17 protein-coding genes are annotated in these 24141 nt (G+C 70.2%); 11 read left to right on the forward strand and 6 right to left on the reverse strand.

Features of this window, described 5'->3' with window-relative positions; all coding sequences use genetic code 11:
• Positions 1 to 70: 70 nt before the first annotated feature.
• The 6 genes from ACFU9P_RS04370 to ACFU9P_RS04395 form a co-directional block, all read right to left on the reverse strand.
• Positions 71 to 2770, reverse strand: coding sequence for an ATP-binding protein (locus tag ACFU9P_RS04370; RefSeq protein ID WP_384077724.1), 2700 nt, complete (start codon positions 2768 to 2770; stop codon positions 71 to 73).
• A 221-nt stretch (positions 2771 to 2991) separates the two neighbouring features.
• Positions 2992 to 4092 carry a HesA/MoeB/ThiF family protein gene (locus ACFU9P_RS04375; RefSeq protein WP_384077725.1) on the reverse strand — a complete coding sequence of 367 codons (1101 nt, stop codon included), beginning with the start codon at positions 4090 to 4092 and terminating at the stop codon, positions 2992 to 2994.
• A gap of 47 nt (positions 4093 to 4139) precedes the next feature.
• Positions 4140 to 5561 carry a M14 family zinc carboxypeptidase gene (locus ACFU9P_RS04380; protein WP_384077726.1) on the reverse strand — a complete coding sequence of 474 codons (1422 nt, stop codon included), beginning with the start codon at positions 5559 to 5561 and terminating at the stop codon, positions 4140 to 4142.
• A 398-nt stretch (positions 5562 to 5959) separates the two neighbouring features.
• Positions 5960 to 7168: an esterase-like activity of phytase family protein gene (locus tag ACFU9P_RS04385; RefSeq protein WP_384077727.1), complete on the reverse strand. Its 1209-nt coding sequence runs from the start codon at positions 7166 to 7168 to the stop codon at positions 5960 to 5962.
• 138 nt (positions 7169 to 7306) lie between these two features.
• Positions 7307 to 8245 (reverse strand): hypothetical protein, encoded by a 939-nt coding sequence (locus ACFU9P_RS04390; RefSeq protein ID WP_384077728.1) that lies wholly within the window; start codon positions 8243 to 8245, stop codon positions 7307 to 7309.
• A 144-nt stretch (positions 8246 to 8389) separates the two neighbouring features.
• The gene (locus tag ACFU9P_RS04395) at positions 8390 to 9055 is read right to left on the reverse strand and encodes a GntR family transcriptional regulator (protein WP_376376996.1); all 666 of its coding nucleotides are present in this window, start codon (positions 9053 to 9055) and stop codon (positions 8390 to 8392) included.
• A 596-nt stretch (positions 9056 to 9651) separates the two neighbouring features.
• On the opposite strand from ACFU9P_RS04395, the gene ACFU9P_RS04400 reads away from it, so the two are divergent.
• From ACFU9P_RS04400 to ACFU9P_RS04450, 11 genes are all read left to right on the forward strand, one after another.
• Positions 9652 to 10929, forward strand: a complete 1278-nt coding sequence (locus ACFU9P_RS04400) for an ABC transporter substrate-binding protein (RefSeq protein WP_384077729.1) — start codon at positions 9652 to 9654, stop codon at positions 10927 to 10929.
• 155 nt (positions 10930 to 11084) lie between these two features.
• Positions 11085 to 11975, forward strand: coding sequence for a carbohydrate ABC transporter permease (locus ACFU9P_RS04405; protein ID WP_376376999.1), 891 nt, complete (start codon positions 11085 to 11087; stop codon positions 11973 to 11975).
• On the forward strand, positions 11972 to 12916 hold the full coding sequence (locus tag ACFU9P_RS04410; RefSeq protein WP_384077730.1) for a carbohydrate ABC transporter permease: 945 nt from the start codon (positions 11972 to 11974) through the stop codon (positions 12914 to 12916). The genes ACFU9P_RS04405 and ACFU9P_RS04410 overlap by 4 nt, the downstream gene beginning before the upstream one ends.
• Positions 12913 to 15591: a LamG domain-containing protein gene (locus tag ACFU9P_RS04415; RefSeq protein ID WP_384077731.1), complete on the forward strand. Its 2679-nt coding sequence runs from the start codon at positions 12913 to 12915 to the stop codon at positions 15589 to 15591. Before ACFU9P_RS04410 ends, ACFU9P_RS04415 begins: the two co-directional genes overlap by 4 nt.
• A gap of 159 nt (positions 15592 to 15750) precedes the next feature.
• A complete protein-coding gene (locus tag ACFU9P_RS04420) occupies positions 15751 to 18588 on the forward strand; it encodes a discoidin domain-containing protein (protein WP_384077732.1) in 2838 nt (945 codons plus the stop codon).
• 389 nt (positions 18589 to 18977) lie between these two features.
• On the forward strand, positions 18978 to 19976 hold the full coding sequence (locus tag ACFU9P_RS04425; RefSeq protein ID WP_384077925.1) for an amidohydrolase family protein: 999 nt from the start codon (positions 18978 to 18980) through the stop codon (positions 19974 to 19976).
• A gap of 6 nt (positions 19977 to 19982) precedes the next feature.
• Positions 19983 to 21035 (forward strand): hypothetical protein, encoded by a 1053-nt coding sequence (locus ACFU9P_RS04430; protein WP_384077733.1) that lies wholly within the window; start codon positions 19983 to 19985, stop codon positions 21033 to 21035.
• Entirely contained in the window at positions 21032 to 21727 is a 696-nt protein-coding gene (locus tag ACFU9P_RS04435) for an RraA family protein (protein ID WP_384077734.1), read from the forward strand. Before ACFU9P_RS04430 ends, ACFU9P_RS04435 begins: the two co-directional genes overlap by 4 nt.
• Positions 21724 to 22404: an RraA family protein gene (locus ACFU9P_RS04440; protein WP_384077735.1), complete on the forward strand. Its 681-nt coding sequence runs from the start codon at positions 21724 to 21726 to the stop codon at positions 22402 to 22404. The genes ACFU9P_RS04435 and ACFU9P_RS04440 overlap by 4 nt, the downstream gene beginning before the upstream one ends.
• Positions 22401 to 23075 carry a 4-carboxy-4-hydroxy-2-oxoadipate aldolase/oxaloacetate decarboxylase gene (locus ACFU9P_RS04445; RefSeq protein ID WP_384077736.1) on the forward strand — a complete coding sequence of 225 codons (675 nt, stop codon included), beginning with the start codon at positions 22401 to 22403 and terminating at the stop codon, positions 23073 to 23075. The genes ACFU9P_RS04440 and ACFU9P_RS04445 overlap by 4 nt, the downstream gene beginning before the upstream one ends.
• A 6-nt stretch (positions 23076 to 23081) precedes the next feature.
• Entirely contained in the window at positions 23082 to 24053 is a 972-nt protein-coding gene (locus ACFU9P_RS04450) for a PDR/VanB family oxidoreductase (protein WP_384077737.1), read from the forward strand.
• Positions 24054 to 24141 lie beyond the last annotated feature (88 nt).

Raw genomic sequence — 24141 nt, forward strand, 5'->3', positions numbered from 1 at the left:
GGCCTCCTGTTCACAGGGGTACGAGATGACACGAAGGGGTACGAGGGCGGCGCGGCGGGTCCGCGAATGGTCAGCGCGGTGCGGAATGCGCCTCCAGCGCCCGGCGCGCCCGCGCCGCCAGCCCGTCGGCGCCGCACTTCACCGCCAGTTCGAGCCCGCAGGACACCTCGGCCGGGAAACCCGCCGCGATGCCGTACTCGACGCGGGCGAAGGCGAGTTCGTACCGCGAGGGCGAGGATTCGAGATGTCCGACGGCCTGCGCCAGCAGTTCGGCCCGCTCCCGGCCCTCCTTCAGGGACGCTGCACAGCACAGCGCGATCCCGATGGCGGTGTGCGTCCCGAAGCGTTCCGCCCGGTCGCGGGCGTACGCGGCGAGCTGGGCGGCGCGCCCCGGGTCGTCCTCGGCAAGCGCAGACGCGAGGTCGCAGGCCCAGGGGGCCATCACGATGTTGTGCCGTCCCCGCGCCGTCAACGCCCGGCCGACCGACTCCAGTTCGTCGACGGCCTCCTTCGTGCGCCCGAGCGCGAGCAGCAGCCGGCCGCGGACGCAGGGCGCGTCGGGGATGACGATCGAGGAGGAGTACGGCGGTGCGAAGGCGTAGCGTTCGGCGGCTTCCCGTGCCTCGTCGACATGGCCGCGCGCCAGCAGTGTGTCGATGAGCATGGAGGCCGCGTCCCAGTGCATGGGCAGTCCGTTGCCCACCCGGTCGGCGAGCCGCAGGCTCTCGCGCAGATAGGCCTCGGCGTCGGCCAAGTCGCCGCGTCTGCGGCGGAGATAGCCGACCAGGGCATGGGCGAAGGCGAGATGGCCGCCGCTCCAGCCGGAGATCTCGAAGGCCCGCAGCGCCTCGGTGAACAGGCTCTCCGCGCGGTCGAGCCGGTCGGCGAAGGCGTACGACAGACCGAGCAGGGCGGGAGGTTCGAAGCCCCAGGAGGTGTCGGTCCAGCCGGTGCCGGGCGCCAGTCCGCCGTCTACCAGGGCGCGTTCACCGATCTGGACGTTCTCCTCGGCGCTCTCGCCGCGGGCCGTGCCGTCGGAGGCGCGCAGCATCAGCAGGATCCGCTCGGTGTTGTCGCGGCCGGTGAGCCCGGCCGCGACCCGGCTGAGGCGGCGGGAGCGTCCGGGGCCGTCGTCCTCGACGGCCTGCACTCCCTCCCACAGGAAGTGAGCGGCCCGCAGCCGCATTCTGGCCGGACCCTCCTCCGTACGGGCGACCTCGGCGGCCACCACCTGCGCGGCCTCTCCGGTCTGGTTGTTGTGGGTCAGGGCCTGGGAGAGATGGAACACCACATCGACCCGCTGGGCGTCGTCGAGCTGCTGGGTGTCGAGTGCCGCGCGTAGATGGCCGACCGTGGTGGCGGGTGAGGTGAGCAGGGTGGCGCGGCCCAGTTCGTACAGCACATGGGCGCGCACACCGCCCGACGGCGGTTCCGCGAGAGCGCGTTCGAGGCAGCGCCGCGCGGCGTCCGGCGCGCCGACCGCGAGATGCTCGGCGGCGGCCTCGCGGAGCTGCCCGACCAGTTCGGCGTCGCCGTCCGGGTGGACTTCGAGGAGGTGCGGCGCGGCGGCCGCGGCTCCCCTGCCGCTGCGGGACACCGCCCACGCGGCGAGTCCGTGCATCGCGGTCCTGACTCCCGAGGGGATGGCGCGGTAGACGGCGCCCGCGATCAGCGGGTGGACGAACTCCATCGGGTCCACGCCCACCAGGATGCGCGCGGCCCGCAGCCGTTCGGCGCACTCGGCGGCCTCTTCATGGCTCATGCCCGCCAGCGATATGGCCAGGTCGAGCGAGATGTCGGTGCCGAGGATCGCGGCGGCCCAGGCGAACCGGGTGGTGGCGGTGCCCAGTTCCTCCAGCCGGGCGATCAGTCCCTTGCCGCGCGCGGAGGCGCCGAGGGCCCGCAGCTCACCAGCGGAGTGCTCGACTGGTTCGAGGCCGGTATCCCGTACCTTGGCGAGCAGTTCGACGGTCTCGTACGCGTTGCCGCCGGTCACCGCCCACACCTCGCGGCAGAACGGGTCGTCCGCGTGCTCGCCGAGCGCGGCGCGGGTGAGGCCCGCGGTGGCGTCGGACGTCAACGCCCGCAGGCTGACCAGCAGTCTGGCCGCGGCGCCGAGCATCGTGAGATACCGCTCGGTCTCTCCGACGGCCTCCTCGGTGCGGTACGCGAGGACGACCAGGACGGGCAGTCCGCCGGCCGGGCGCTCCGCGAAGGAGGCCAGCCAGGCGAGTGTCTCCAGGTCGGCCCACTGGGCGTCGTCGATGATCAGGACGAGCGGGCCGTGCGCCTCGGTGAGCCGCTCCACCAGCGCGTCCAGGCCGTCCCGTACGCCCTGCGGGTCGGCGTGCTGCCCGCACGGCGTCGCCACGCCCAGCGCGGGGCCGACGATCTCGTACCACTCGCCCAGCAGTTCGCGCGCGTCCACCGGCCCATCCACAAGTCTGCCCACGAGCCCGTCGTCCGTGGGGACCTGGCCGTCCGGTCCGCTCGCCGTCAGCGCGGGCTGGAGCAGTTGGCGTACGACATGGAAGGGGACGGAGGTGACGGTCTCGCCGCCCCGGGCCGACCACACCGCGCAGCGCCCGGTCGCCATCCTGAGGACTTCGGAGAGCAGCGCGGTCTTGCCGAGTCCCGCTGCGCCGCGGTAGACGAGCAGTCCGCCGGAGGGCCGTGCTCCGCACAGCGCGCCGACCGCGTGGGCCGCCGCGGCGAGTTCGGGCTCGCGCTCCAGCAGCGGGAGGGCAACCGGGTGTTCCGGCCGGTGCACGGGCGTCCCTCCTTTCGAACAGTGCGCAGGTCAAGTGTCGAGGGTAGCCCCGGAGTACCCCGAGTGCGCCTGAATCCACACGAATTCGGCCGTTCGACCGCGGTCCCGCGCGGCCAGGCGTACGGATCGCTCGTACGCATTCCCGAAGGGCGGCCCGCAACGGGGCGGGCCAGGCGGCGTGTCGGGCTCGCCCATCCGCACGACGGCCGGAGCGGTGCCGGTCATGATCCCCCCGGCGGTGTGCCACAGGCCGGGCAGTCGGGCCGGCGCTCGAAGCGCTCCTCCAGCGGTTCGGAGAGCGCCATCAGATTGAGGCCGAAGCGGAAGCCGGGCTCCATCTCCGGTACGCCGGTCAGCAGCGCGATCGCGGCGTACACCAGAAGATGGCCGGAGAGCCCCGCGGTGACCGCGTTGACGGGATTCCACTCCATCCGGGGCGAGGCGGCCTCCTCGTCCTGTCCCGCGCCGAGCCGCAGGTCCCGGCGCTCGACCTCGCCGGCGCGGTGGCACTCCCAGCAGGCGCCCCGGCCCGGGGCGTGGACCCCGACGGTGACCAGGGGCCCGCGGTAGCCGGCGTCGAGCCAGGGGATCCCGGCGGCGAGACAGACCCGGTTCGCCCAGCGGCGGATCTCCGGCGGCCGGTCGGCGCAGAGCAGCAGCAGGTCGTAGCCGGGTGCGAGCAGTGCGGCGAGGTCGTCGGGGCCGTGCACCTCGCGCCGCTCCGCGGTCAGCGCCACCCGCGAGTTGACCGCCCGCAGGGCCGCCACGGCCGCGGTCGCCTTGGGCCGGCCGATGTCGCTCTCGTGGTAGAGGGGCTGCCGGTTGAGGTTGGACAGCTCGACGACATCGCCGTCCACACAGTGCATCCGGCCCACTCCCGAGGCGGCGAGGCCCTGGGCGGCGAACCCTCCGGTGCCGCCGAGGCCGAGCAGCAGGACCCGGGCCGAGCGTAATCGTGCCTGGAGTTCCCAGGCGGTCGCGCGCGGCGAGAGATCCATCCAGCGCAGCAGGGTCACCCCGCGGCTGTAGCGTTCGCGGTCCTCGGCGGTGAGCGCGGCGGACGGCTCGGCCCCCGCGTCCTCCAGGAATCCGGCCTCGTACAGATCGTCCATCGCCTCGGTGACCGAGCGCGGTTCGAGACCGGGGTGGCGGGCGAGCACCTGGGTGACCGCCTCGGCGGGCGCGCGGGTGCCGTCGAGGGCCTCGGTCAGGGTCCAGATCCAGCCCTCGGGGTCGGTGACCTCGGCGCCGATTCCGTACACGACACTGCCGATCCGCACATTGCCGTCCACCGTGCGGTACGCCCGGTGCTCGGGCTTCACCCGTGGCCGCCGTAAGCCGGACACCGGTTCCTGGTGCCGGTCCGGTGTCATGCCCGTACCGCCCTCGGCTCCCTGGATCCGGCGGCCAGCCCGGCGGCGGCCAGCACGATCCTGAACTGATGTTCCGCCTGGTCGCGGACCGGGATCCAGCGGGCGCCGCAGTCGTCCTCGAAGGCGGCGCAGCGCTCGGTGAGGAACCGGTCCAGCGTGGCGCGTACCTCGGTCCCCGGAGAGCCGTCCGCCGGGTGGGGCGCGGCCATGAGCATCTGGTGCAGAAGCCCTGCCGTACGGATGACGAGGCGCCGCGAGGCGATCCGGAGGGCCATGATCCGCGCCCGGTTCATGGGCGGCAGACCTCCGGAGCCGGTCCCGGCACCGCTGTCGATGTCGCCGCCCGCGCGGGCCCGGGCACGCCGCCTGCCGGTCGTGATCACCCTGCCCCCCGCCCCGCCGAGGGCAGCTTCCGGAGCCCATTCGTCCGCGAGCCCGGGGCAGACCGCGAGATATTCGTCGACCGGCGCGAGCAGCGGCCCGGCGGTGGCGAGGAGGTCCGGCCGTACCCGCTCCAGCAGTCCGGCGAGCGTTCGCGCGTCCTGCCGGAGCGCATGGCTGATGATCTCCAGCGCGCCGTACGGATCGGGGTGCGGTGAGGTGTCACCCACTCCTTCTACACCCCACATCGGTGCCTCCACGACCGCGGTGACTGTTCCGTGACGGTGCGGATGGAACCAGGTGGAGGTGGCGGTGGCCGCGGGGAGTGAGACGAACTGGTCGGTCTCCTGCGGCCGGGGCATGTCATAGACGCCAGGACCCGGGCTCGGCCAGAAGAACGCGTCGTACGGCCCGAGTTCGACCGGGATCCTGAGATCCGCGGCCGAGCGCACCAACTCGTCGGAGAGTCCCGGCAGTTCCCTGGTGAGCTGGACGAAACTGCCGCCCACGTCCACTCCGTGCAGCGAGCACTGGAGATACGGCCGCAGCTCGTCCTGGAGATCGAGCAGCGCCCGGGTCTCCGGCATGGGTTCCGCGCCGGGTTCGGTGGGCAGCCACTCGGGCTGGCCGGCGAACCCGGGGCGGAAGAAATGGCGGTAGTGCTGGGAGAAAGTCATCGGGCCCTTGAGCCACCGCTCGTTGCGGCGGGCTCCGTCGGGATCGAGACAGAGGACGAAGTGCCAGGTGGTGTCGGTGAAGCGGGCCCGGGCCCGGTGCCCGGCCGGGGCCCCCGGCCGGGCGGTCCGCGCCAGATATCGCGCCAGCCGCAGTACGGTCAGCCCCCCGACCGGTTCATTGGCGTGCGGCCCCGCGACCACCAGCACATGCCTGCTCCCCCGCCCCACGGACAGCAACCGGATCGGCTCCCCCGCCCGTGAGGTGCCGACACGGCGCAGGCCCATGAGATCGGGGTGCGCCGCGGCCAGGGCCGCGGCGCCGGAGGTCAGTTCGTCGACCGTGGGATATCGCCCCGGCACGGCGATCCGTTCAGGAGCCGGTCGAATTGCTGTCGCCCGTCGTCTCTTTCCTGTCCAGGCGACGGATCTGGATGGTCGTCTGCTTGCGGCGTGAGGTGCTGTCGCTCTTGACTGTTCCGCTCATGAGCCGCTCCTTTTCTACGCGGTGCCCAACTCCGCGTTGTGCACCTGGATGTGATGGTCCGTCACGGATTGGAAGTGAGTCAACACTCTGGAAGACACACTCTGGCTACGATCCCGCGGCCCGTGCAGAACGCAAAGGCCACCGCGCGACTTTGGCGGAGACATATGCCCCCACCTGGATCGCGCGGTGGCCCGGAGCCCCGCTTGTACGCACGTCAGTGGTACGTCAATCGCGCGTAAACATCAGTACGTCGGTGCCGGTGCCGGTCGCGTTGTCAGCGGAACGCGCGGCGGTCGGCGTCCAGCGGCTGGGTGAGCCGGATGGTGATGAACTCGTTGTTGTCCGCCTTGCCGGGCGTACGGCCCGAGGAGCCCGGGAAGTTGTTGTCGTTCATGACGGCCAGGGTGCGGTCGTCGATCAGCACGACGTCCTCGATCGTGGTGAACGGGAAGCGGAAGGTCGTCCCGAAGCCGCCGAGGCCCTTGGGGTTGGCGATGTCGAGCAGGTCGGCGACGAGCGTCTTGTCCATGACGCCGTCGTGGTTCCGGTCGCGGTTGTCCGCCAGGTAGATGCGCTTGAACTTGGCGGAGTCGCCCTGGCCGCCGTCGCGCTCGATCACCAGGAAGCGGTGGTCGTCCAGGGCGATCGCGTCACCGATGGCGTTGTCGGCCGACTCCAGGCGGTAGATCCAGCTCTTGCCGGTGTAGCGGTTCGTACGCAGGTCGAACTCGCTCATGCGCAGGTCGCCGGGCGTGCTGCCGGCCACCCAGCCTTCGAGCAGCGGGTAGAGGTGACGGCCGTCGACGCCGCGGGCCATGCCCTCGAAGCCCTTGCTGCTGGGCAGGTTGGGGGCCGCGCCGTTCAGATACGGGTTCTCCGGGGCCTGGACGCCCTTGAGCGGGATGGGCGCCTGGAGGAGACGGCCCTTCGAGGAGAAGTGCAGCAGGAACGGGCCGAACTCGTCGCCCAGCCAGTACGTCCCGTCCGAGGCGCGGACGATGGACTCGACGTCGAAGTCGGCGCCCGTCAGCACCCGGTCGGCGCGGGTGAGCGCGAACGGCACATGGCGGTAGGGGTCGCTCAGATTGAAGCCGCCGAGCACCTTGACCTTGCCGGTGCGGGTGTCCGGCTTGACGTGGTGGACCCGGAGCAGGAAGTCGGCGCTGTTGGCCTTGTTGCCGAACCCGTTGTCGGACAGCACGTCGTACGTGCCGTCGTGCCGGTTGAGGATGCCGCTGAATCCCTGGACGGGCTGGCCCGGGAACGGCGCGGCGATGCCGTTGACGGGCTCCGTGCCGAGGGCCGCGCCGGAGACCGGGCTGCCGGGTACGTAGGTCTCGGCCGGGAGCGAGGCGAAGCCGGTCAGGGTGGCCCGGCCGAATCCGGCGGGCGCGTCGTGGTCGTGGCCGCGGTGGGCCGCGGCGGGCGCGGCCAGACCGACGGTCAGCGCGGCGGCGCTCAGCATGATCAGGAGCTTGTTCATGGCAGGGACGGTAGAGACGGCGCATGACGTACGCCCCAACAGCAGGCGACCCGCGCGCGAGCGGCGAACGGCCCCCACCGGCCCGGACCCCACCGGGGCCCCGGCCGCCGTCCGCCGGCTCGCTCGCTGTGCGGGGCGTCAGGAGCGGTAGGTGTTACGGGTGTACGCGAGGCTCAGCGAGCCGGTGTTCTTGAAGTACTGGCTGATCAGGTACGCCGGGTCGCCCGCGATGGAGCCGGCCTGGAGGTCGCTGCCGTCGTTGAAGTCGTCCCAGGCCCAGGGGGTGTGAGCGGCGTTGTCCGTACCGTTGTCACCGGCGAAGGTGCCCCAGGAGGCGTACGGAGGATTCGAGTTGCGGCGCTCCCACAGACCGCCGGAGGAGAAGATGTCCACCAGCGTGTAGGACGCGGCACGGTCGTTGCCGCCCGTGGGCACCGTACCGGCGGTGCGGCTGGGACGGTAGACGATGCCGTCGCCTCCGGGGAAGTTGCCACCGCTCCAGTTGTACATCCCGTGACCCTTGGCCTCCTGGAAGACGGTCGGGTGCTGGGCACCGTCGTGGGTCTCCATGAGCAGGGTGCCGTCGATGTTCTCGCGGTTGCCCTGGAACGGGCTGCCCGCCGGGATGTACGAGTAGTAGTTGTTGTGCGCCTGGGTGACGGCCGCCTGAAGAGTGCCGTACGTACTGCCGTCCTTGAGGACGACCTCGACGACGCCTTCCATGTCGTTCTCGTGCGAGGACAGCTTCCAGTCGCGCGGGTGGTAGAAGGCGTAGGTGATGTACCAGTGGGTCGAGGTCTCGACCACGGAGTAGTACGCGGTGCCGGTGAGCCGGGCCGGATTGACGTCGAGGTTCTCCCAGTTGTTGAGCGTGTTCCAGTCGCCGTCGTAGTCCACGCGCGAGAGATAGTCGGCGGTGTAGTGACCCGACGCGCTGTCCTGGTAGTGGACCGGGGCCCAGCGGTAGGCGAGGTCGGCGTCGCTGGGCGCGGCCTGGGCCTGGCCGGGCACGGCGAGGAGTCCCGCGGAGAGCAGGACGGAGACGAATACGGCACGGGCTGATCGCCGGAGCTTCACGGTTTCTCCAGAGGCTGGGGCCGGTTGGGCAAACGGCCGTCACTCTCCGGTCGGCGGATGACACCTGCACCTGCCCAGTGATGACGTGGACATGAAGATTTCAAAACCGCCGTCATACATGGGACTTACCGCCCGGCCCGTGTCCTAGAGCTCCGTCGCCGCCTCGATCAGCCGGGTCTGCGCCCTGCGCAGATGGGTGCGCATACGGGCCGCGGCCGTCTCGTCGTCGTTCTCGCTCAGCGCCTCCAGGATCCGCTCGTGCTCCCGGCAGGTCTCCTCCGCCCACCCCTCGCGGAACGAGAGCCGGTACTGATGCGCGTGCGCGTGCAGCCGCTCCAGGGTGAGACGCAGAAAGGCGTTGCCGCTCAGCCGGGCGATCCGGTCGTGGAAGACGGAGTCGTGGTGCAGATACAGCAGCAGCGTCGCGCGGCTCCGGAAGTCCCGCGCGGCCTCGCGCATCTCCGCCAACTGGTCGGCGAGCTGGCGCAGATCGGCCTCGGTCACCTGGAGCGCGGCCGCCGAAGCGGCGGCCGGTTCGAGCAGCAGCCGTACCTCGAACAGTTCACGCAGACTGCGGCTGCTGAGCAGGGTCGCGGCGGTGTAGCCGGCAAGCGAACGTTTCACCACCAGCCCCTCCGCCTCAAGCCGCGCGAGCGCCTCACGCAGCGGGGTCGGAGAGATCGTCAGTTCCTGCGCGAGCGTATTGATGTTCAGCTTCGACCCGGGCTCGATGTCATGGTCGACAAGCCGCCGGCGGATCGTGTCATAGGCGGTGTCGGCGAGCGCCTGCCGCCGAGGTGTGCCTGCCATCGTGCCGCTCCCGTTCCCTTGTCCGTCCCCGTACGTGTATCAGGCCGGCCGTGTCGGCCCCGCCGGGCGGTCCGTCCGCCGGCCCCGCGCCCGTCTCCACCCCCGGCACCCTTCCGCCTTCTCGTCCATCGATTCTATTTTTTCCGGCTCGCTCGCGGTGCGGTACGTATCGCCCGCGCCCCCGCCCTTCCTCGTACCGGGAGAGTCGAACCCACCGCGGCCCGATCGTCAAGACCCCTTGCGAACTGGCCCTTTACCGAAGAAATCAGCTCGGGCTCGGGGAACGTCCGGTCTCGATCCGGTAACGGGCGGTACGAGTCTTGACTGTGGTGTGATGCTGGCTACTCTTCTGAAAAGTATACGAAACAAGGGTGTTCACCAGGCCGGACCGGGGCCTGCGGAGCGACACACGCCCATGTCGGGCGGCACGGCCGGGGTGCCCGGGGGCCGTATCGCCGCCCGGACGCCCGGTCTCATGGAATGTCTCACCCCGCTCCCCACGCTGTGGGCGGGCTTTCAGGACCAGGTATTTCGCTCGACGGCTCGCGTCGCGTCCGGTCTCCGGCCGCCTCGTGTGAAGCATCAAGGAGGATGACATGAAGCGCGGACCTGCTCTCATGGCCGCGGCCACAGGTCTGGTGAGTGCCCTGGCGCTGACCGCCTGCTCCACCAGCGCCACTTCGGCGGGCGGTAGTGGCGGCGCCCTGACGTTCATGACGTTCGAGACCCCGGCGCTGACCGCGAAGTTCTGGGACACCTCCATCGCGGAGGCGCGGAAGGAGGTGCCGGACACCGACATCAAGAAGATCGTCTCGCCGGACGCGGACCGTACCGCCTATGCCAAGCAGCTCCAGGCGTCCGGGCAGTTCCCCGACATCCTCTCCTCCGTCAACCCGAAGGACTTCACCGCGGCCGGGCTGCTGAAGCCGTTCGACCAGAAGTGGCTGGACGACAACTTCACCGACCCCGACGGCAATGCCATCGACGGCAAGTCCTATATCCCGCCCACCAATTCGCAGATCATCCCGATGGTCTTCTACAACAAGAAGATCTTCGCCGAGCACGACCTCCAGGTCCCGAAGACCTGGGACGAGTTCGTCGATGTGGTCACCGCGCTCAAGAAGGCCGGTGTCACCCCGGTCGAGATGGCGGGCGGCGAGCCGTGGTCGGCGGCGATCCCGCTGTCGGGCATCATCACCGCCGATGTGCTGGGCGCGGACCCGCAGTGGATCCAGAAGCGCTACAAGGGCGAGGTCAAGTTCACCGACCCCGGGATGACCGCGGCGGCCGGCAAGTACCGGCAGCTGATCGACGCGGGAGCCTTCGACAAGGGCGCCCTGAGCGTGAGCTACGCGGACGCCAACAAGCAGTTCCTGGACGGCGAGAGCGCCATGTATCCGATGGGAAGCTGGTTCATCGGCCAGATCCCCGCCACGGCCGCGAAGGACTTCGGTACGTTCCTGCTGCCCAGCGGGACCGGGAAGACCATCGTCCCGTTCAACACCGGCGGTACGACCGCCGTCAGCGCCAAGTCCTCGGATGTCGCCGGAGCGACCAAGTTCGCCCAGGCGTGGTCGCTGTCCAAGCCCAACCTCAAGACGCTCATCGAGACCGACGGCGCCTTCCCCATGCTGAAGAACGTCCCGTTCGAGGAGTTCGGGGCGAAGGTGACCCCGGTCTACACCGAGGGGTTCAGGCTCGTGACCGAGGACAACACCAAGGTCAGCGCGTTCGGCCAGGTCAACAATGACGACGCGCTCCCGCCCGGGGTGGTCGAACAGTTCAACTCCCTGGCGCAGAAGCTGTTCACCAGCTCCGACGTCAAGGGTCAGCTCGCCTCGTTCGACGCCGACTGGGACAAGGCCGCCAAGTAGCCGGTGCCCGTCGGAAGACGGGCGGAGTCGCGGTCCGGTCTTCGATGACATCGTTGTCATCACTTCCCGGCCGGCTCCGGTGCCGTACGGACCTGACACCGCGCGGCACCGGAGTCCGCGGCCCGCCCCTCCTTCGGGGCAGAAAGGATCACGCTGTGCCCACACGAACCCTACGAGCGGGCAGAAGCCTTGGACTGGCACCTGCCGCATGGATCGCGATCGTCCTCTACGGGATGTTCCTGCTGTACCCACTGCTGCAGAGCCTTTTCCTCAGCCTCACGGACAAGAACCCCCTCCAGGCGGGGAGTTCCTTCGTCGGACTCGCCAACTACCGTGAACTCCTCTCGGACGACCGGCTGTTGTCGAGCCTCCTGTTCACGATGACCGTGGTCGTGGCCGTCACGGTCGTCGCCAACGCGGTGGGCCTGCTGCTCGCGATCGTCCTCAACCGCTCCTCGGCCAACTACCGGGTGATGCGGACCCTGATCTTCATCCCGCAGGTGCTGTCCGGTGTCATCGTCGGCTTCATCTGGCGCAGCATCCTCACCCAGAACGGTCTGCTCAACAGCGCGCTCGCCAGACTGGGCCTGATCGACGAACCCGTCTCCTGGCTGGGCGATTCACAACTGGCGGTGTTCTCGGTCTGCGCGGTCGTGAGCTGGATCACCATCGCGTTCGCCACCGTCGTCTACACCGCCTCGCTCCAGTCCGTACCGCAGGAGCTGTACGAGGCGGCCCGGGTGGACGGCGCCGGTGTCCTGGGCCGGTTCCGGCATGTCACACTGCCGATGATCGCGCCCGGCACCACGATCAGTGTCGTCCTGTGCCTGATCACCACACTGAAGCTGTACGACGTGATCGCGGTCCTCACCGGCGGCGGCCCCGCCGAGTCGACCCAGTCGACCGCCTTCTATCTGATCTCCGTGGCCTTCACCGACAACCGGTTCGGCTATGCCTCGTCCATCGCCATGTTCCTGCTGGCACTGACCGCCGTGGTGTCGTACGGCGTCACCGCGCTGCTCCGCCGTAGGGAGACCAACCTGTGAGCGCTCCCACCACCCGGCCCGCCGGAATCACCAAGTCCGCCGGGACCGCGAAGTCCACCGGCCCCTCGCCGTCGACGGGCCCCGCCCGCTCCGCCCGGTCCGGCGGTTCCGTACGGGGCAACGTCCGCGGCAGGTCCCATCTCATCGGCGCCTGGCTGATCACACTGGCGTTCATCCTGCCCGTGTACGTCGCGTTCGTGAGCGCGTTCAAGAAGCAGGACCAGATCGTCTCGAACCCGGCCGCCCCGCCGATTCCGTTCACCTTCGACAACATCGCCGACGCGCTGAGCCGGCCGGACCATCTCGTCCAGGCCGGTCTGCTCAACTCGATCATGGTCACGACGGCGACGCTCGTCATACTCGTCCCGCTCAGTTCCATGCTGGCCTTCTACATCTCCGAGCGCACACCCCGGGTCAAGGGCGCACTGCTCGCCGTGTTCGCGCTGGGTCTGATGGTCCCGCCGCAAGTGGTGCTGCTGCCCATCGTGACCCTGCTGCGCTCGATCGGTCTGGCCAACTCGTACGCGGGCCTCATCCTGTCCAACGTCGGCGGCGGCTATCTGTCGTTCGCCGTGTTCGTCTATGTCGGTTTCCTGCGGACGATCCCCCGCGAGGTCATCGAGGCCGCGCGCATGGACGGCGCGGGTGATCTGCGGCTGTGGTGGCGCATCGTCTTCCCGGTCGTCCGGCCGGCCACCGCGACCGTGGGGATCTTCCTGGGCCTGTGGGTGTGGAACGACTTCCTGAACCCGCAGTTCATCCTCGGCCCGCTCCAGGGCCAGACGATCACCACCGGCATCTATGTCTCGCTCGGTGCCTATTCGACCGACTACAGCCAGCTCTTCGGAATCATGTTCCTCGCCGCTGTCATCCCCGTCGTGGGATATCTCGTCAGCCAGCGCGAGTTCATCCACGGACTCATGTCAGGAGCGTCCAAGTGAACCGTCCGACCGACGGCGTCCCGGCCCTGGACGATCTGGCCGGTGAGTGGACCGGCCGCGCCGAGCTGAACCACCTCCCGTCGCTGCGCAACCAGTGGGGCCAGGGCCATGTCAACGGCGACCTCACCTCGCTGTCCTGGCTGGCCTTTCCCCCGTACAGCGGCGGCTATCACACCGGCGCGCTGCGCATCGACGGTTCCGTACCGGCCGCCGAGCGGCTGCGCTGGGCACCGTGGGGGGTCCAGCGGGCGGCGGCGGCCGGTGGAGTGGCGGTCACCACCGAGGTCAGGATGGGGTACGAGCGCAGCCGGCTGCTCTGGCGGCTCGCGCTGCGCAACACCACAACGGAGCCCGTGACGACGGTGGTGGAGCAGGAGCTGCTCGCGCCCTTCGCACACTCCGAGGTGGACTGGGGCTGGCTGTACGGCACTCCGTGGAACGACGGCCACCACCATGACTACTTCACCACCGAGCGGATCCGCGAGGAGGCCGTGGCGGACCGGCCGCTCCAGGTGCAGTTCCTGCCCGTCGGGGAGCGGTGGGTACGGCTCGGCAGCCCGCGCGTTCCCGGGATCCAGCGCGACGAGGACTCCGAGCCGATGCTGCTGGAGTCGGAACTGCCCGACCACTCGACGCCGGACTCCGGGCGGGTACGGGCGCCGGGGGCCGCCTGCCGGGTCCGCGGGATCGCCGTACGCAGCGCCGCGACCGGCGAGACCCGGCCGGTCGGGGACGCCGGTGAGCACACCGTAGGGCCCGGCACCGATCTGCGGATCGGTACGGTTCGGCTCGGCGACGGGGATGTCCTCCGGTTCTCCGTCCGTACGGACACGGCGGAGCAGACCGGGGTGATCATCACGCACGGCAACCACCCCGATTCGCTCCAGGTCGCCCTGGAGGACGGCCGGCTCGCTCTGCGTGTGGCGGGCGAGCACCTCGTCGCGCCGGAGCCCCTCACCCTCGGCACCTGGCACACGGTGGCGGTCCTCGTCGGCGGCGCGGGCGCCGAACTGCTGCTGGACGACTCGCCGTTGCTCACGCCGGCGGCCTGGTGGGAGGGGCAGCGCTGGACCGCCACGACGGACGGCGCGACGGTCTCGGTCGCCGACTCACGGTCCGCCGCGCGCAGCGCCTACGCCTTCTCGCACACGCCGGACTCCCTCGGCACGGCCGGGGCACGCGGACACGCCCGCTGGGACATCACACTCCGGCCCGGGGAGGAGACCGTCCTCGGTGTGGTGCTGGAGATCGGTGACTCGGCCGAGACGGTGGCACACGACGCGGCGGCGGTCGCGGCGGCCTTCCCGGCGGAGTTCGACGCGGTGGCCGAGCGCTGGCGCGGGACCTGGAACAGCGCGTTCGAACCGGGCAACACCGAGTTCTCCGGCCATCTGCCCACGCTGCGCACGGAGGACGCGGACCTCGCCCGTACGTACTATCTGGGCGCGCTGCTGGCCGTCTATCTGCGCAACACCGCTGTCAGTCCGCTCGGCCCGGTGTTCCTGACCGGCGGGCCGCGCCTCGGGCCGACCACCACCTTCTTCTGGGACATCTCCGAATGGGCCAGGACCGCGGCCCTGCTGGAACCGGACGGGCTGCGCCGCTGGATCCTGGCCGCGCTGGCGCAGCCGTACCACCGCTGTCACTCCTTCGACACCCGCAATCTGCTGCCGGTCGGCAACCACTACGCGGCCAACGACCACGCGCTCTTCCGGACCGTCAAGGCGTATGTGGGGGTGACCGGTGATCTCGCGCTGCTCGGCGAGAGCGCGGGCGGGCGCAGTGTGCTCCAGCATCTGCGGGAGATGGCGTTCCGCCCCAGCACCCTGCGTGCCACCTTCGGCGGCGGTGTGCTGGCCGACTTCGGCCGGGACGCCTGGGAGTTGCTGGAGTGTGTGCCGAACTACCGGGACGCGGTGGTCTCGCTGAACGCCGGCTACGTCGGCATGCTGCGGTCCCTGGCCGCGCTCCTGCGTGTCCTGGGTGACGCCGGTTCCGGGATCGCGATCGGGGCCGAGGCCGAGGCTTCGCTCGCGGAGGCCGAGGCGGCCGAGCTGTCCGCCGCCGTCCTCGGCCAGTACGCCGGGGACGGCCGCTGGATGATCTCCCATCCGGAGGGCGACGAAGTCATCGGCCACTGCCTCGACTTCGAACTCGTCGCCGCCGACATGGCCGAGGATCTGTCGGCGGACCAGCGCGAGCAGATGGTCCGTTTCGTGACCGGACACCTGCTGGACGGTGACTGGATGCGCGCCCTCGACCCCGAGGACCCGGTCGCGCCGCTCTCGGACCGGCCGGACCACGGTGCCGCGGGCGCCTTCGCGGCCTGGCCGGGGGCCACCTCCTTCGGTCTGTGCCGGCTCGGCCGCCCCGATGTCGCGGCCGGGGTGCTGCGCCGCGCGCACCGCGCCACTTCCGGCGGGCTGTGGGGCCAGGCCATGGAGGTGGCCGAGGACGGCGGCTACCGCGTCGCGGGCCGGGGGGTGGCGAACCGGGACAGCAATGCCGCCGTCGCGGTGACGGAGGCCGTCCTCGCCGGGCTCTTCGGTATCGAGGCCGGAATCGAGTCCCTGGCCAAGGACATCGGGACGACCCGTACACCGTACGGGCACCTGGAGAACGTCCGGGCCGTCGGCTTCGGCCTGCCCAGGCCGCAACGTGCGGACGCGCCCTGAGGCCGGTGCCCGGCATCGAACGTGCGGCCGTGCGGGCATCCCCGTACGGCCGTACCGCACAGAAGCACACGCACATGTACCGCCCTCTCGCACGACCCCGACTCACAGACCCCGACTCGAAGGAGAGCCGCAATGGGGCAGGAGAGTACGACGCGGAGAGTGATCCGCGGATCCGGACGCGCACGAGCACGCGGGTACGCGGCGGTGGTGGCCCTGGCCGTCGCCGTACCGCTCGCGATCCCCGGCAGCGCAATGGCCGGGAGCGCACCGGCCGGCAGCGCCGGGAGCGAGTCCGTACGGGCCCTGGCGGCGGGACCGCCGACGCCCGCCCAGCAGTGGGACACCCTGAAGGCCAAGCTGACCGGTATCAAGGGAGTCTGGACCGACCAGGCCTACTCGGGCTCGGTGTCGAACAGCATGCCCAACACCGCCCTGCTCGGCAACGGTGATGTCGGAGTGACGTCCGGCGGCAGCACGGGGGTCAAGACGTTCTATGTCTCCAAGGGGGACTTCTGGAACGCCAATCCCAGCCCGAAGCCGGCTCCTGTCGGCGGTGTGACCATCACCGGCACCACCGTCCAGACCGGTGACAACCTCGCGATCGGCGCACGGGCGACCGCGAGCAGCACGGAGGGGTCCTTCACCCCCGACCGCGCCGTCAACGGCCAGTGGGGCAGCGGTTACGAGGGCTGGGTCTCCCAGGTCGGCAAGCCGCAGTGGATCACCCTCGACCTGGGCTCGGTCAAGACCGTCGCCCGCTATGTCGTACGCAACGACAACGCGGCGCGCCCCGGGAACGCGGCCTTCAACACCAAGAACATGGTGTTCCAGACCAGCGCGGACGGCACCAACTGGAACAGCGTCGACACGGTGCAGAACAACACCGCCGATGTCATCGACCGGTCCGTCACGGCCGTACAGACCCGCTACATCCGGCTCAACGTCACCGAGCCGACCCAGAGCACCACACCCGACTCGACGCAGAACCCCCGGGCCAGGATCGGCCAGATCGAGCTGTACGCGCAGAGCGGCGGCGGCACTCCCCCGCCGGCGCAGCCCTTCCGCGAGGAACAGAACATCGTCGACGGCACGATCGCGACAACGATGTCACTGTCCAACGTACCCGTCTCGATGAAGACCTGGCTGGCCGCCGACAGGAATGTCCTGGTCACCGCCATCACCTCGACCGGAAGCCAGCCGGTGCAGCTCCAGGCGTCGGCGTACGCGGGAGCCACCACGCCCAACTCCGCCTACAGCAACACCGCGGGCGCCGACGGCCAGGTGATGTGGGCCGAGCGCGCCACCGCTCCCGGCAGCCGGTGGGTGTCCCGGGCGGCGCTGGCGACCACGGTCCTCGGCGCGTCCGCGGTCCAGGCACCGACCGTCTCGGGCGCCACCGCCAGGACCGTCTTCACACTGCCGGCGGGCGCGACCGTCCGGGTCGTCACCCAGATCGGCGGCGGCGGACAGAACCCGGCGTCCCCGCACAACGACGCGGTGACACAGGTACGGAGCCAGACCACCGCCTCGCTGGCGACACTGGACACCCAGCGCGCCGACTGGTGGAAGAACTACTGGATGCGGTCCGGTGTCGAACTCGGCGACGCCGTACTGGAGAAGTACTACTACGCCGCGCAGTACTTCATCGGCGCCTCCAGCCGGGCCGGCAAGCTCGCCCCCGCCCTCTACGGGATCTGGACCACCACGGACAACCCCCAGTTCAGCGGTGACTACCACCTCAACTACAACGCCCAGGCGCCGTTCTACGGGGTCTACTCCAGCAACCGCCCGGACCTGTCCCTGCCGTTCCACGAGACGATCCTCGCGTATGTGCCCGAGGCACAGCGCCGGGCCAAGCAGGATCTGAACCGGGTGAAGCCCGACTACATCGGCGGGCGCTTCCCGAGCGGCGGTGTGCCGGCCGGTGTGCTGTTCCCCGTGGGGATCGGCCCGTACGGCACGACCACCGACGACCAGTACCACCAGCAGGTCTCCAACTCCCTCTTCTCCGCCTCCCAGTTCGTGTCCTACTACGAGTACACGCAGGACACCACGTTCCTGAGGACCAAGGCGTATCCCTTCCTCAGCCAGGTCGCCCAGTTCTTCGAGAGCTATCTCGAACGCGACTCCGCCGGACGCTACTCGCTGTGGAGCGGTCCGCACGAGGGGACGTGGGGCCAGAACTCGTCCGCCGACATCGGGCTGCTGAAGCAGGTCCTGTCCACCCTGATCGCGGGCAGCCAGAAGCTCGGTGTGGACGCCGACCGCCGTGTCACCTGGCAGAACATCCTCAACAACCTGCCGACGCAGCCGACCACGGTGTTCAACGGCAAGACGGTGTACTCGCTGGTGACCCCCGGCACCATGCAGGGCTCCGACACCCGGGACATCCGTCCCGGTGACAACACCATCAACCTCGAATTCGTCCAGCCCGCAGACCAGCTCGGTGTCAATTCGGACCCGGCGAAGCTGCGGATCGGTGTGGACACCCTCGACGCCATGAACTCGTGGGGACAGGACAACAGCTTCCCGAAGGTGTTCAACCAGGCGGCCCGGGTCGGCTATCCGGCACAGTCGCTCATCGACAGGTTCAAGCAGGTGATCAACTCGCATCTCGCCGCGAACCTGCGGATCGCCGACTCGTTCCACGGCATCGAGAAGTCCGGTGCCACCGAGGCGGTCAACAGCATGCTGGTCCAGAGCGACCAGGGGATCATCACGCTCTTCCCGGTCTGGCCCGCGGGCAAGAACGCGAGCTTCTGGCAGTTGCGCCAGAAGGGGGCGTTCGTGGTGTCCAGCGCGAAGGAGGGCGACCGTGTCAGCTATGCCGAGGTCACCAGCGAGGCCGGTGGCACGCTGCGGCTGAAGAACCCGTGGCCGACGGGCTCCTTCACCGTGACGGACACGAGCGGCGCGGCGGTTCCGTTCACCACGGCGAACGGGGTGATATCGGTACAGACGGCGGCGGGCCGTACGTACCGGATCGTGCCGGTCTGACGCACGGCTGAACCACCTCAGGCGCCGGACGGGCTGACGCGGCCCGTCCGGCGCTTCCGTGTATCCATGCCGGGTCGGCCGTGGCCGTTTTGTGATGGCGAAGTCCGTACGCGGGAGGCGCACGGACGGAAATGTCGCCTAATGTGACGCTCAACCGGCCGGAGTCCCCGCTTCAGTGCACCTTTTGTCCGCACCGCCGAGCCCGGCCCTCCATCAAGGCTCCCTCAACAACAGACCCATATACCTCTATGCGGAATTCTCGTGCGACCTATTCCGTATAGGGCGCAGCGTCCTTATCGTTCTGGACACCCGGACAGGAGTGCTCAGCGGCTCCTCCGGGCACGGCGGGCATCGCCCGTTCCGGTCACGAGGAGGGCAGCGCCATCTATATCGACGTCCACGGGCATGTCACCGCCCCCGACAAGCTGTACGCGTACAAGGCAGGGCTCCTCTCCCATCGCGGCGCCCATGGGCGCGGGCGTTCCGGGGTGACGAAGGAGCATGTGGTGGAGGCGCTCAACGCGCCGCACCCGAGTTTCGGCAAGATCTCGCATCTCCAGCACCTCGACGAGGCCGGGGTGGACATCCAGTTCATCTCGCCCCGGCCGTTCCAGATGATGCACAGCGAGACCCCGGCCAAGCTGGTCGAGTGGTTCACCGCGGAGACCAATGACGTCATCGCGCTCTGCTGCGAGGTGGACAGCCGGTTCCGCGGGGTCGCGGGCATGCCGCAGTCGATGGATCTCGACCCGGCCGTCTGGACCCGCGAACTGCGCCGCTGCGTCACGGACCTGGGTTTCGTCGGCGCGACCCTGAACACCGACCCGTACGAGGGGCTGCGGCAGCCGCCGCCCATCGGCGACCGCTTCTGGTACCCGGTGTGGGAGGCGCTCTGCGAGCTGGACGTGCCGGCCATCATCCACTCGGCGGCCTGCCGGCCCCCGGCCCGGGAGAGCTACTCGCTGCACTTCGTCCAGGAGGAGACCCTGGCGGTGGCCGGGCTGCTCCAGTCCTCCGTTCTGGACGACTTCCCCGAGCTCAAGATCGTCGTGTCGCACGGCGGCGGGGCCGTCCCGTACCAGAAGGGCCGGTTCTACCCCGCGGCCCTGCGGGCGGGCACGACCTTCGAGGAGCGCCTGCGCCGTCTCCACTACGACACCTGCCTCTACACCCGCGACTCGATCGAGTTCCTGCTGCGGACCGTCGGGGTCGACCGCTGTCTGTTCGGTACGGAGAAGCCGGGCACCGGCTCGGTGAAGGACCCGGAGACCGGCCGCTGGGTCGATGACATCCATCTGCTCATCGAGGACATCGACTGGCTGACCGGCGAGGACAGGAAGGCGCTGTTCGAGACGAACGCCGTCGAGCTGTTCCGGCTGGAGGTGTGAGGCGGCGTGAGCGATCTCGTGCTGGGCGTGGGCACCTCCCACGGCCCGCTGCTGAACACACCGCCGGAGGACTGGGGGCTGCGGGCCGCGGCCGACCGGGCCAACCGGGCGCTGGTCTACCGCGGTGCGGAGTATCCGTACGACGAGCTGCTGGCGCTGCGCGCGCCGGGGTTCGCGGCCGAGTGCGAGCTCGACGTACGCCGTCGCCGCCATACGGCCTGCCGCGAGGACATCGAGGAGCTGGGCCGGCGGATCAAGGCGGCCGGGGTCGATGTGCTGGTGGTGGTGAGCAGCGACCACAAGGAGGTGTTCGGCGATGAGCTGCTGCCGCAGTTCGCCTTCTACTGGGGCGACACCATGCGCCACGAGCCGTTCACCCAGGAGCAGTTGGACGGGATGAAGCCGGGTCTGGCCATCGCCGAGGTCGCCAATGTGCCGGCCACGAGCACCGTACGGCCCGGGCACCCGGCGCTGGCCCGGCATCTCATCGAGCGGACCTCGGCGGCGGGGTTCGACCCGGCCGCGTCCCGGGCCCTGCCGCCCGGGGAGTGGGGCAACTCGGGCATCCCGCACGGCTGGGGCTTTGTCTTCGAGCAGGTGCTCGGTGGTGGTGGGACCCCGCCGACGGTACCGGTCTTCGTGAACACCTTCTGGGAGCCCAACCCGCCGTCGGCCGCGCGCTGTTACGACTTCGGAGTGGCCCTGGGCGAGGCGATCCGGGACTTCCCGGCGCCGCTGCGGGTGGGGATCGTGGCGTCCGGCGGGCTGAGTCACTTCGTTGTGGACGAGGAACTCGACCGGGCCTTTCTCGCCGCGCTGACCGCCCGCGACAGTGACCATCTGCGGTCGCTGCCGGACGCGGTGCTGCGGTCCGGTACGTCCGAGATGCGCAACTGGATCGTGGTGGCGGGCGCGCTGGAGGCGTCCTCGCTCACCGCCGAACTGGTGGGGTACGAACCGTGCTACCGCTCGGAGGCGGGCACCGGGTGCGCGATGGCGTTCATGACCTGGCAGGACGAGAACACCGCTTCGGCAGGCGCTCGGAAGGACCGGTCATGACGGCGCCGGACGAAGCGGCTCTGGTGAAGCGGCTGCGGGCGCTGGACTCCTGTGCCGTGTCGGACGCGCTCGACACGTACGGCCTGTCCACGGTGGTGCTCGGGCCCGCGCCGGTCTGGCCGGTGCCCCATGCCGTCGCCGGGCTGGTCCGTACGGTCACGGTCGGCCCACGCAGGTCCGACCGGCCCTCCGACCATGTCGCCGCCGCCGCTGTGGACATCTCGGGCCCGGACGATGTGCTGGTCATCGCCAATGGCGGGCGCCCTGACGTCTCCTGCTGGGGCGGGATACTCAGCCGCGCCGCGCTCGCCCGGGGCATCGCCGGTGTGGTGGTCGACGGCGCCTGCCGGGACGCGAGCGAGAGCGCCGAACTCGGACTGCCGGTCTTCGCGCGGGCCGTGGTGCCCGTCAGCGCGCGCGGCCGGGTGGTCCAGTACGCGATGGACGAGCCGGTCGCGTTCGGTGACATCACCGTGAGCCCCGGCGACTATGTCGTCGCCGACGGCAACGGTGTCGCCTTCGTACCCGGTGCCGAGGCCGAGCGTGTGATCGCCTTCGCCGAGCGTGTGGTCGCCCGGGAGGCGGCCATGGCCGACGCAGTCGCCGCGGGACGGCCCGTCTCCGAGGTCATGCACGACAGCCGATTTCCCACGACCGACAGCACTGACACGCCCGAGGAGTCCGGCTCGTGACCCATGAATCCGCCGTCCCCGAGCCGGCGAACGGCCCGGCACACCCCCTGTACGGCTACTCGACCGCCACCATCTCCGACGCCCTGGACCGCCTCGGCCGGGACGGCTGTCTGTCCGGTATCGCCCCGCTCTTCGACGACGCCCGGATCTTCGGCCGCGCCTACACCGTCTCGTACGTCGCGGCCGGACATCCCGCCGGTACGGTCGGCGACTATCTGGACGACATGCGGCCCGGCGATGTGGCGGTGCTCGACAACGGCGGTCGTACGGACTGCACGGTGTGGGGCGACATCCTCACCGCGATGGCCAGCGACCGCGGGATCGCGGGCACGGTGATCGACGGTGTGTGCCGCGATGTGCGGCGCGCGCTCGATGTGAGCTATCCGCTCTTCACCCGCGGGCGTTATATGCGCACCGGCAAGGACCGGGTCGAGGTACGCGACGTGCAGTGCCCGGTGAGTGTCGGCGGGGTACGCATCGCGCCGCGCCAGCTCGTCATCGCGGACGCCGACGGCGCGGTGACCGTACCGCCCGATGTGGAGGACGAGGTGGCGGAGATCTGCCACACCATCCAGGAGCGCGAAGCGCGCATCGTCGACGACGTGCTCGCGGGCCGTTCGCTGGCCGAGGCGCGCGCCTCGCACGGCTACCACCTGCTGCAGAGGAACCAGGTATGACGACCGCTTCCGCCAACACGTCCAGCCCGGCCGACATCCCCGTACCGGACACCGCTCCACCGGACACCGCCGTACTCCTGCGGCTCGGGACCGCGACGCTGTACGAGGCGGCCAAGCTGGACTGTTTCCTTCCGCCGCGCATCCGGCCGGTGTGGCCCGGGGCCGCCGTGGCCGGCCGGGCGCTGCCGGTGTCCACCGCGCCCGCCGACAATCTGCCCCTGCACCTCGCGCTGGAACAGGCGGAGCCCGGCGATGTGCTGGTGGTCGACGGCCGCCAGGAGGCCTGCGGCTACTGGGGCGAGGTGCTCACCGCCGCGGCGCAGGCGCGCGGGGTGGCGGGGCTGGTGATCGACGGCGGTGTACGGGACGCCGACCGGCTGCGCGAGCGCGGCTTCCCGGTCTTCAGCTCGGCGATCGCCGTGCGTACGACGGTCAAGGACGACACGGGTACGGTCGGCGCCCCCATCACACTGGGCGGTGCCACCGTCAGCCGGGGCGATCTGGTGGTGGCCGACACCGACGGTGTGGTGGTGATCCCGCGGGCGTCGGTGGCGGCGGTGCTGGAGCGCGGCCGGGCGCGCGAGGCGGCCGAGGCGGGCTATCTGGACCGGATCGCCGGGGGCGAACTCACCCTGGACATCTACGGTTTCCGACCGGCCGGCACGGACTGAGCCGCCATGAACGATCTGGACCCTCTCGCCGCCAGGGAGCTGCTGGTCGAGCAGGTTCGTCTGGAGGCCGCCGGTGTCGTCTCGCTGAGGCTGGTCGATCCGGACGGCGGTGAACTGCCGCCGTGGGCACCGGGCGCGCATATCGATCTGCGGCTGCCCAGCGGCACGGTCCGCCAGTACTCGTTGTGCGGTCCGCTCGACGACTCCCGCTCGTACACCGTCGCCGTACTGCGCGAGGAGCACGGGCGCGGCGGGTCGGCGGAGGTGCATGACACCGGTCTGGTCGGGCGGGTGCTCCAAGTCCGGGGCCCGCGCAACCACTTCGCGCTGGTCGAGGCGCCCCACTATCTCTTTCTCGCCGGTGGTATCGGTGTCACACCGATACTGGCGATGGTCCGCAGGGCCGCCGCGTCCGGTGCTTCGTGGGAGCTGTACTACGGCGGGCGCTCGCGGCCGGCAATGGCGTTCACCGGGGTGCTGTCGGCCATCGGCGCCGAGCGCGTCCATCTCGTACCGCAGGACGAGGCGGGCCTGCTGCCGGTCGCGGAACTCATCGGCGCGGCGCCTCCGGGAAGTGCCGTCTACTGCTGCGGTCCTGAGGGCATGGTCCGTGCGGTCACCGAGGCGTGTACGGACACCAGGCCGGGGGCGCTGCATGTGGAGCGCTTCACCGCGCCACCGGGCGGCGACGTGCGCAGCACAACGGACGCGCGCCCCTTCCGGGTGGAGCTGCGCCGCAGCGGTGTGACGCTCGACGTACCGCCGGAGCGCACCCTGCTCGATGTGGTCCGCGAGGCCGCGCCCGATGTGGCGTTCTCCTGCGAGGAGGGCTACTGCGGTTCGTGCGAGACGAAGGTGCTCGCCGGTGTGCCCGAACACCACGACACCGTGCTCTCGGACGAGGAGCGCGAGCGCGGCGACACCATGATGATCTGCGTCGGCCGGGCGGCCTCCGAGCTGCTGGCACTGGACCTCTGACGGCACTTCTCACCGTGCCCCTACCAGTCCCCCCACGACCCATATTCCACATCAAAGAACTTAGAGAACACATATTTCTCTATGAGGT

This window comes from Streptomyces sp. NPDC057617 (genome assembly GCF_042800555.1).
GTDB lineage: Bacteria > Actinomycetota > Actinomycetes > Streptomycetales > Streptomycetaceae > Streptomyces.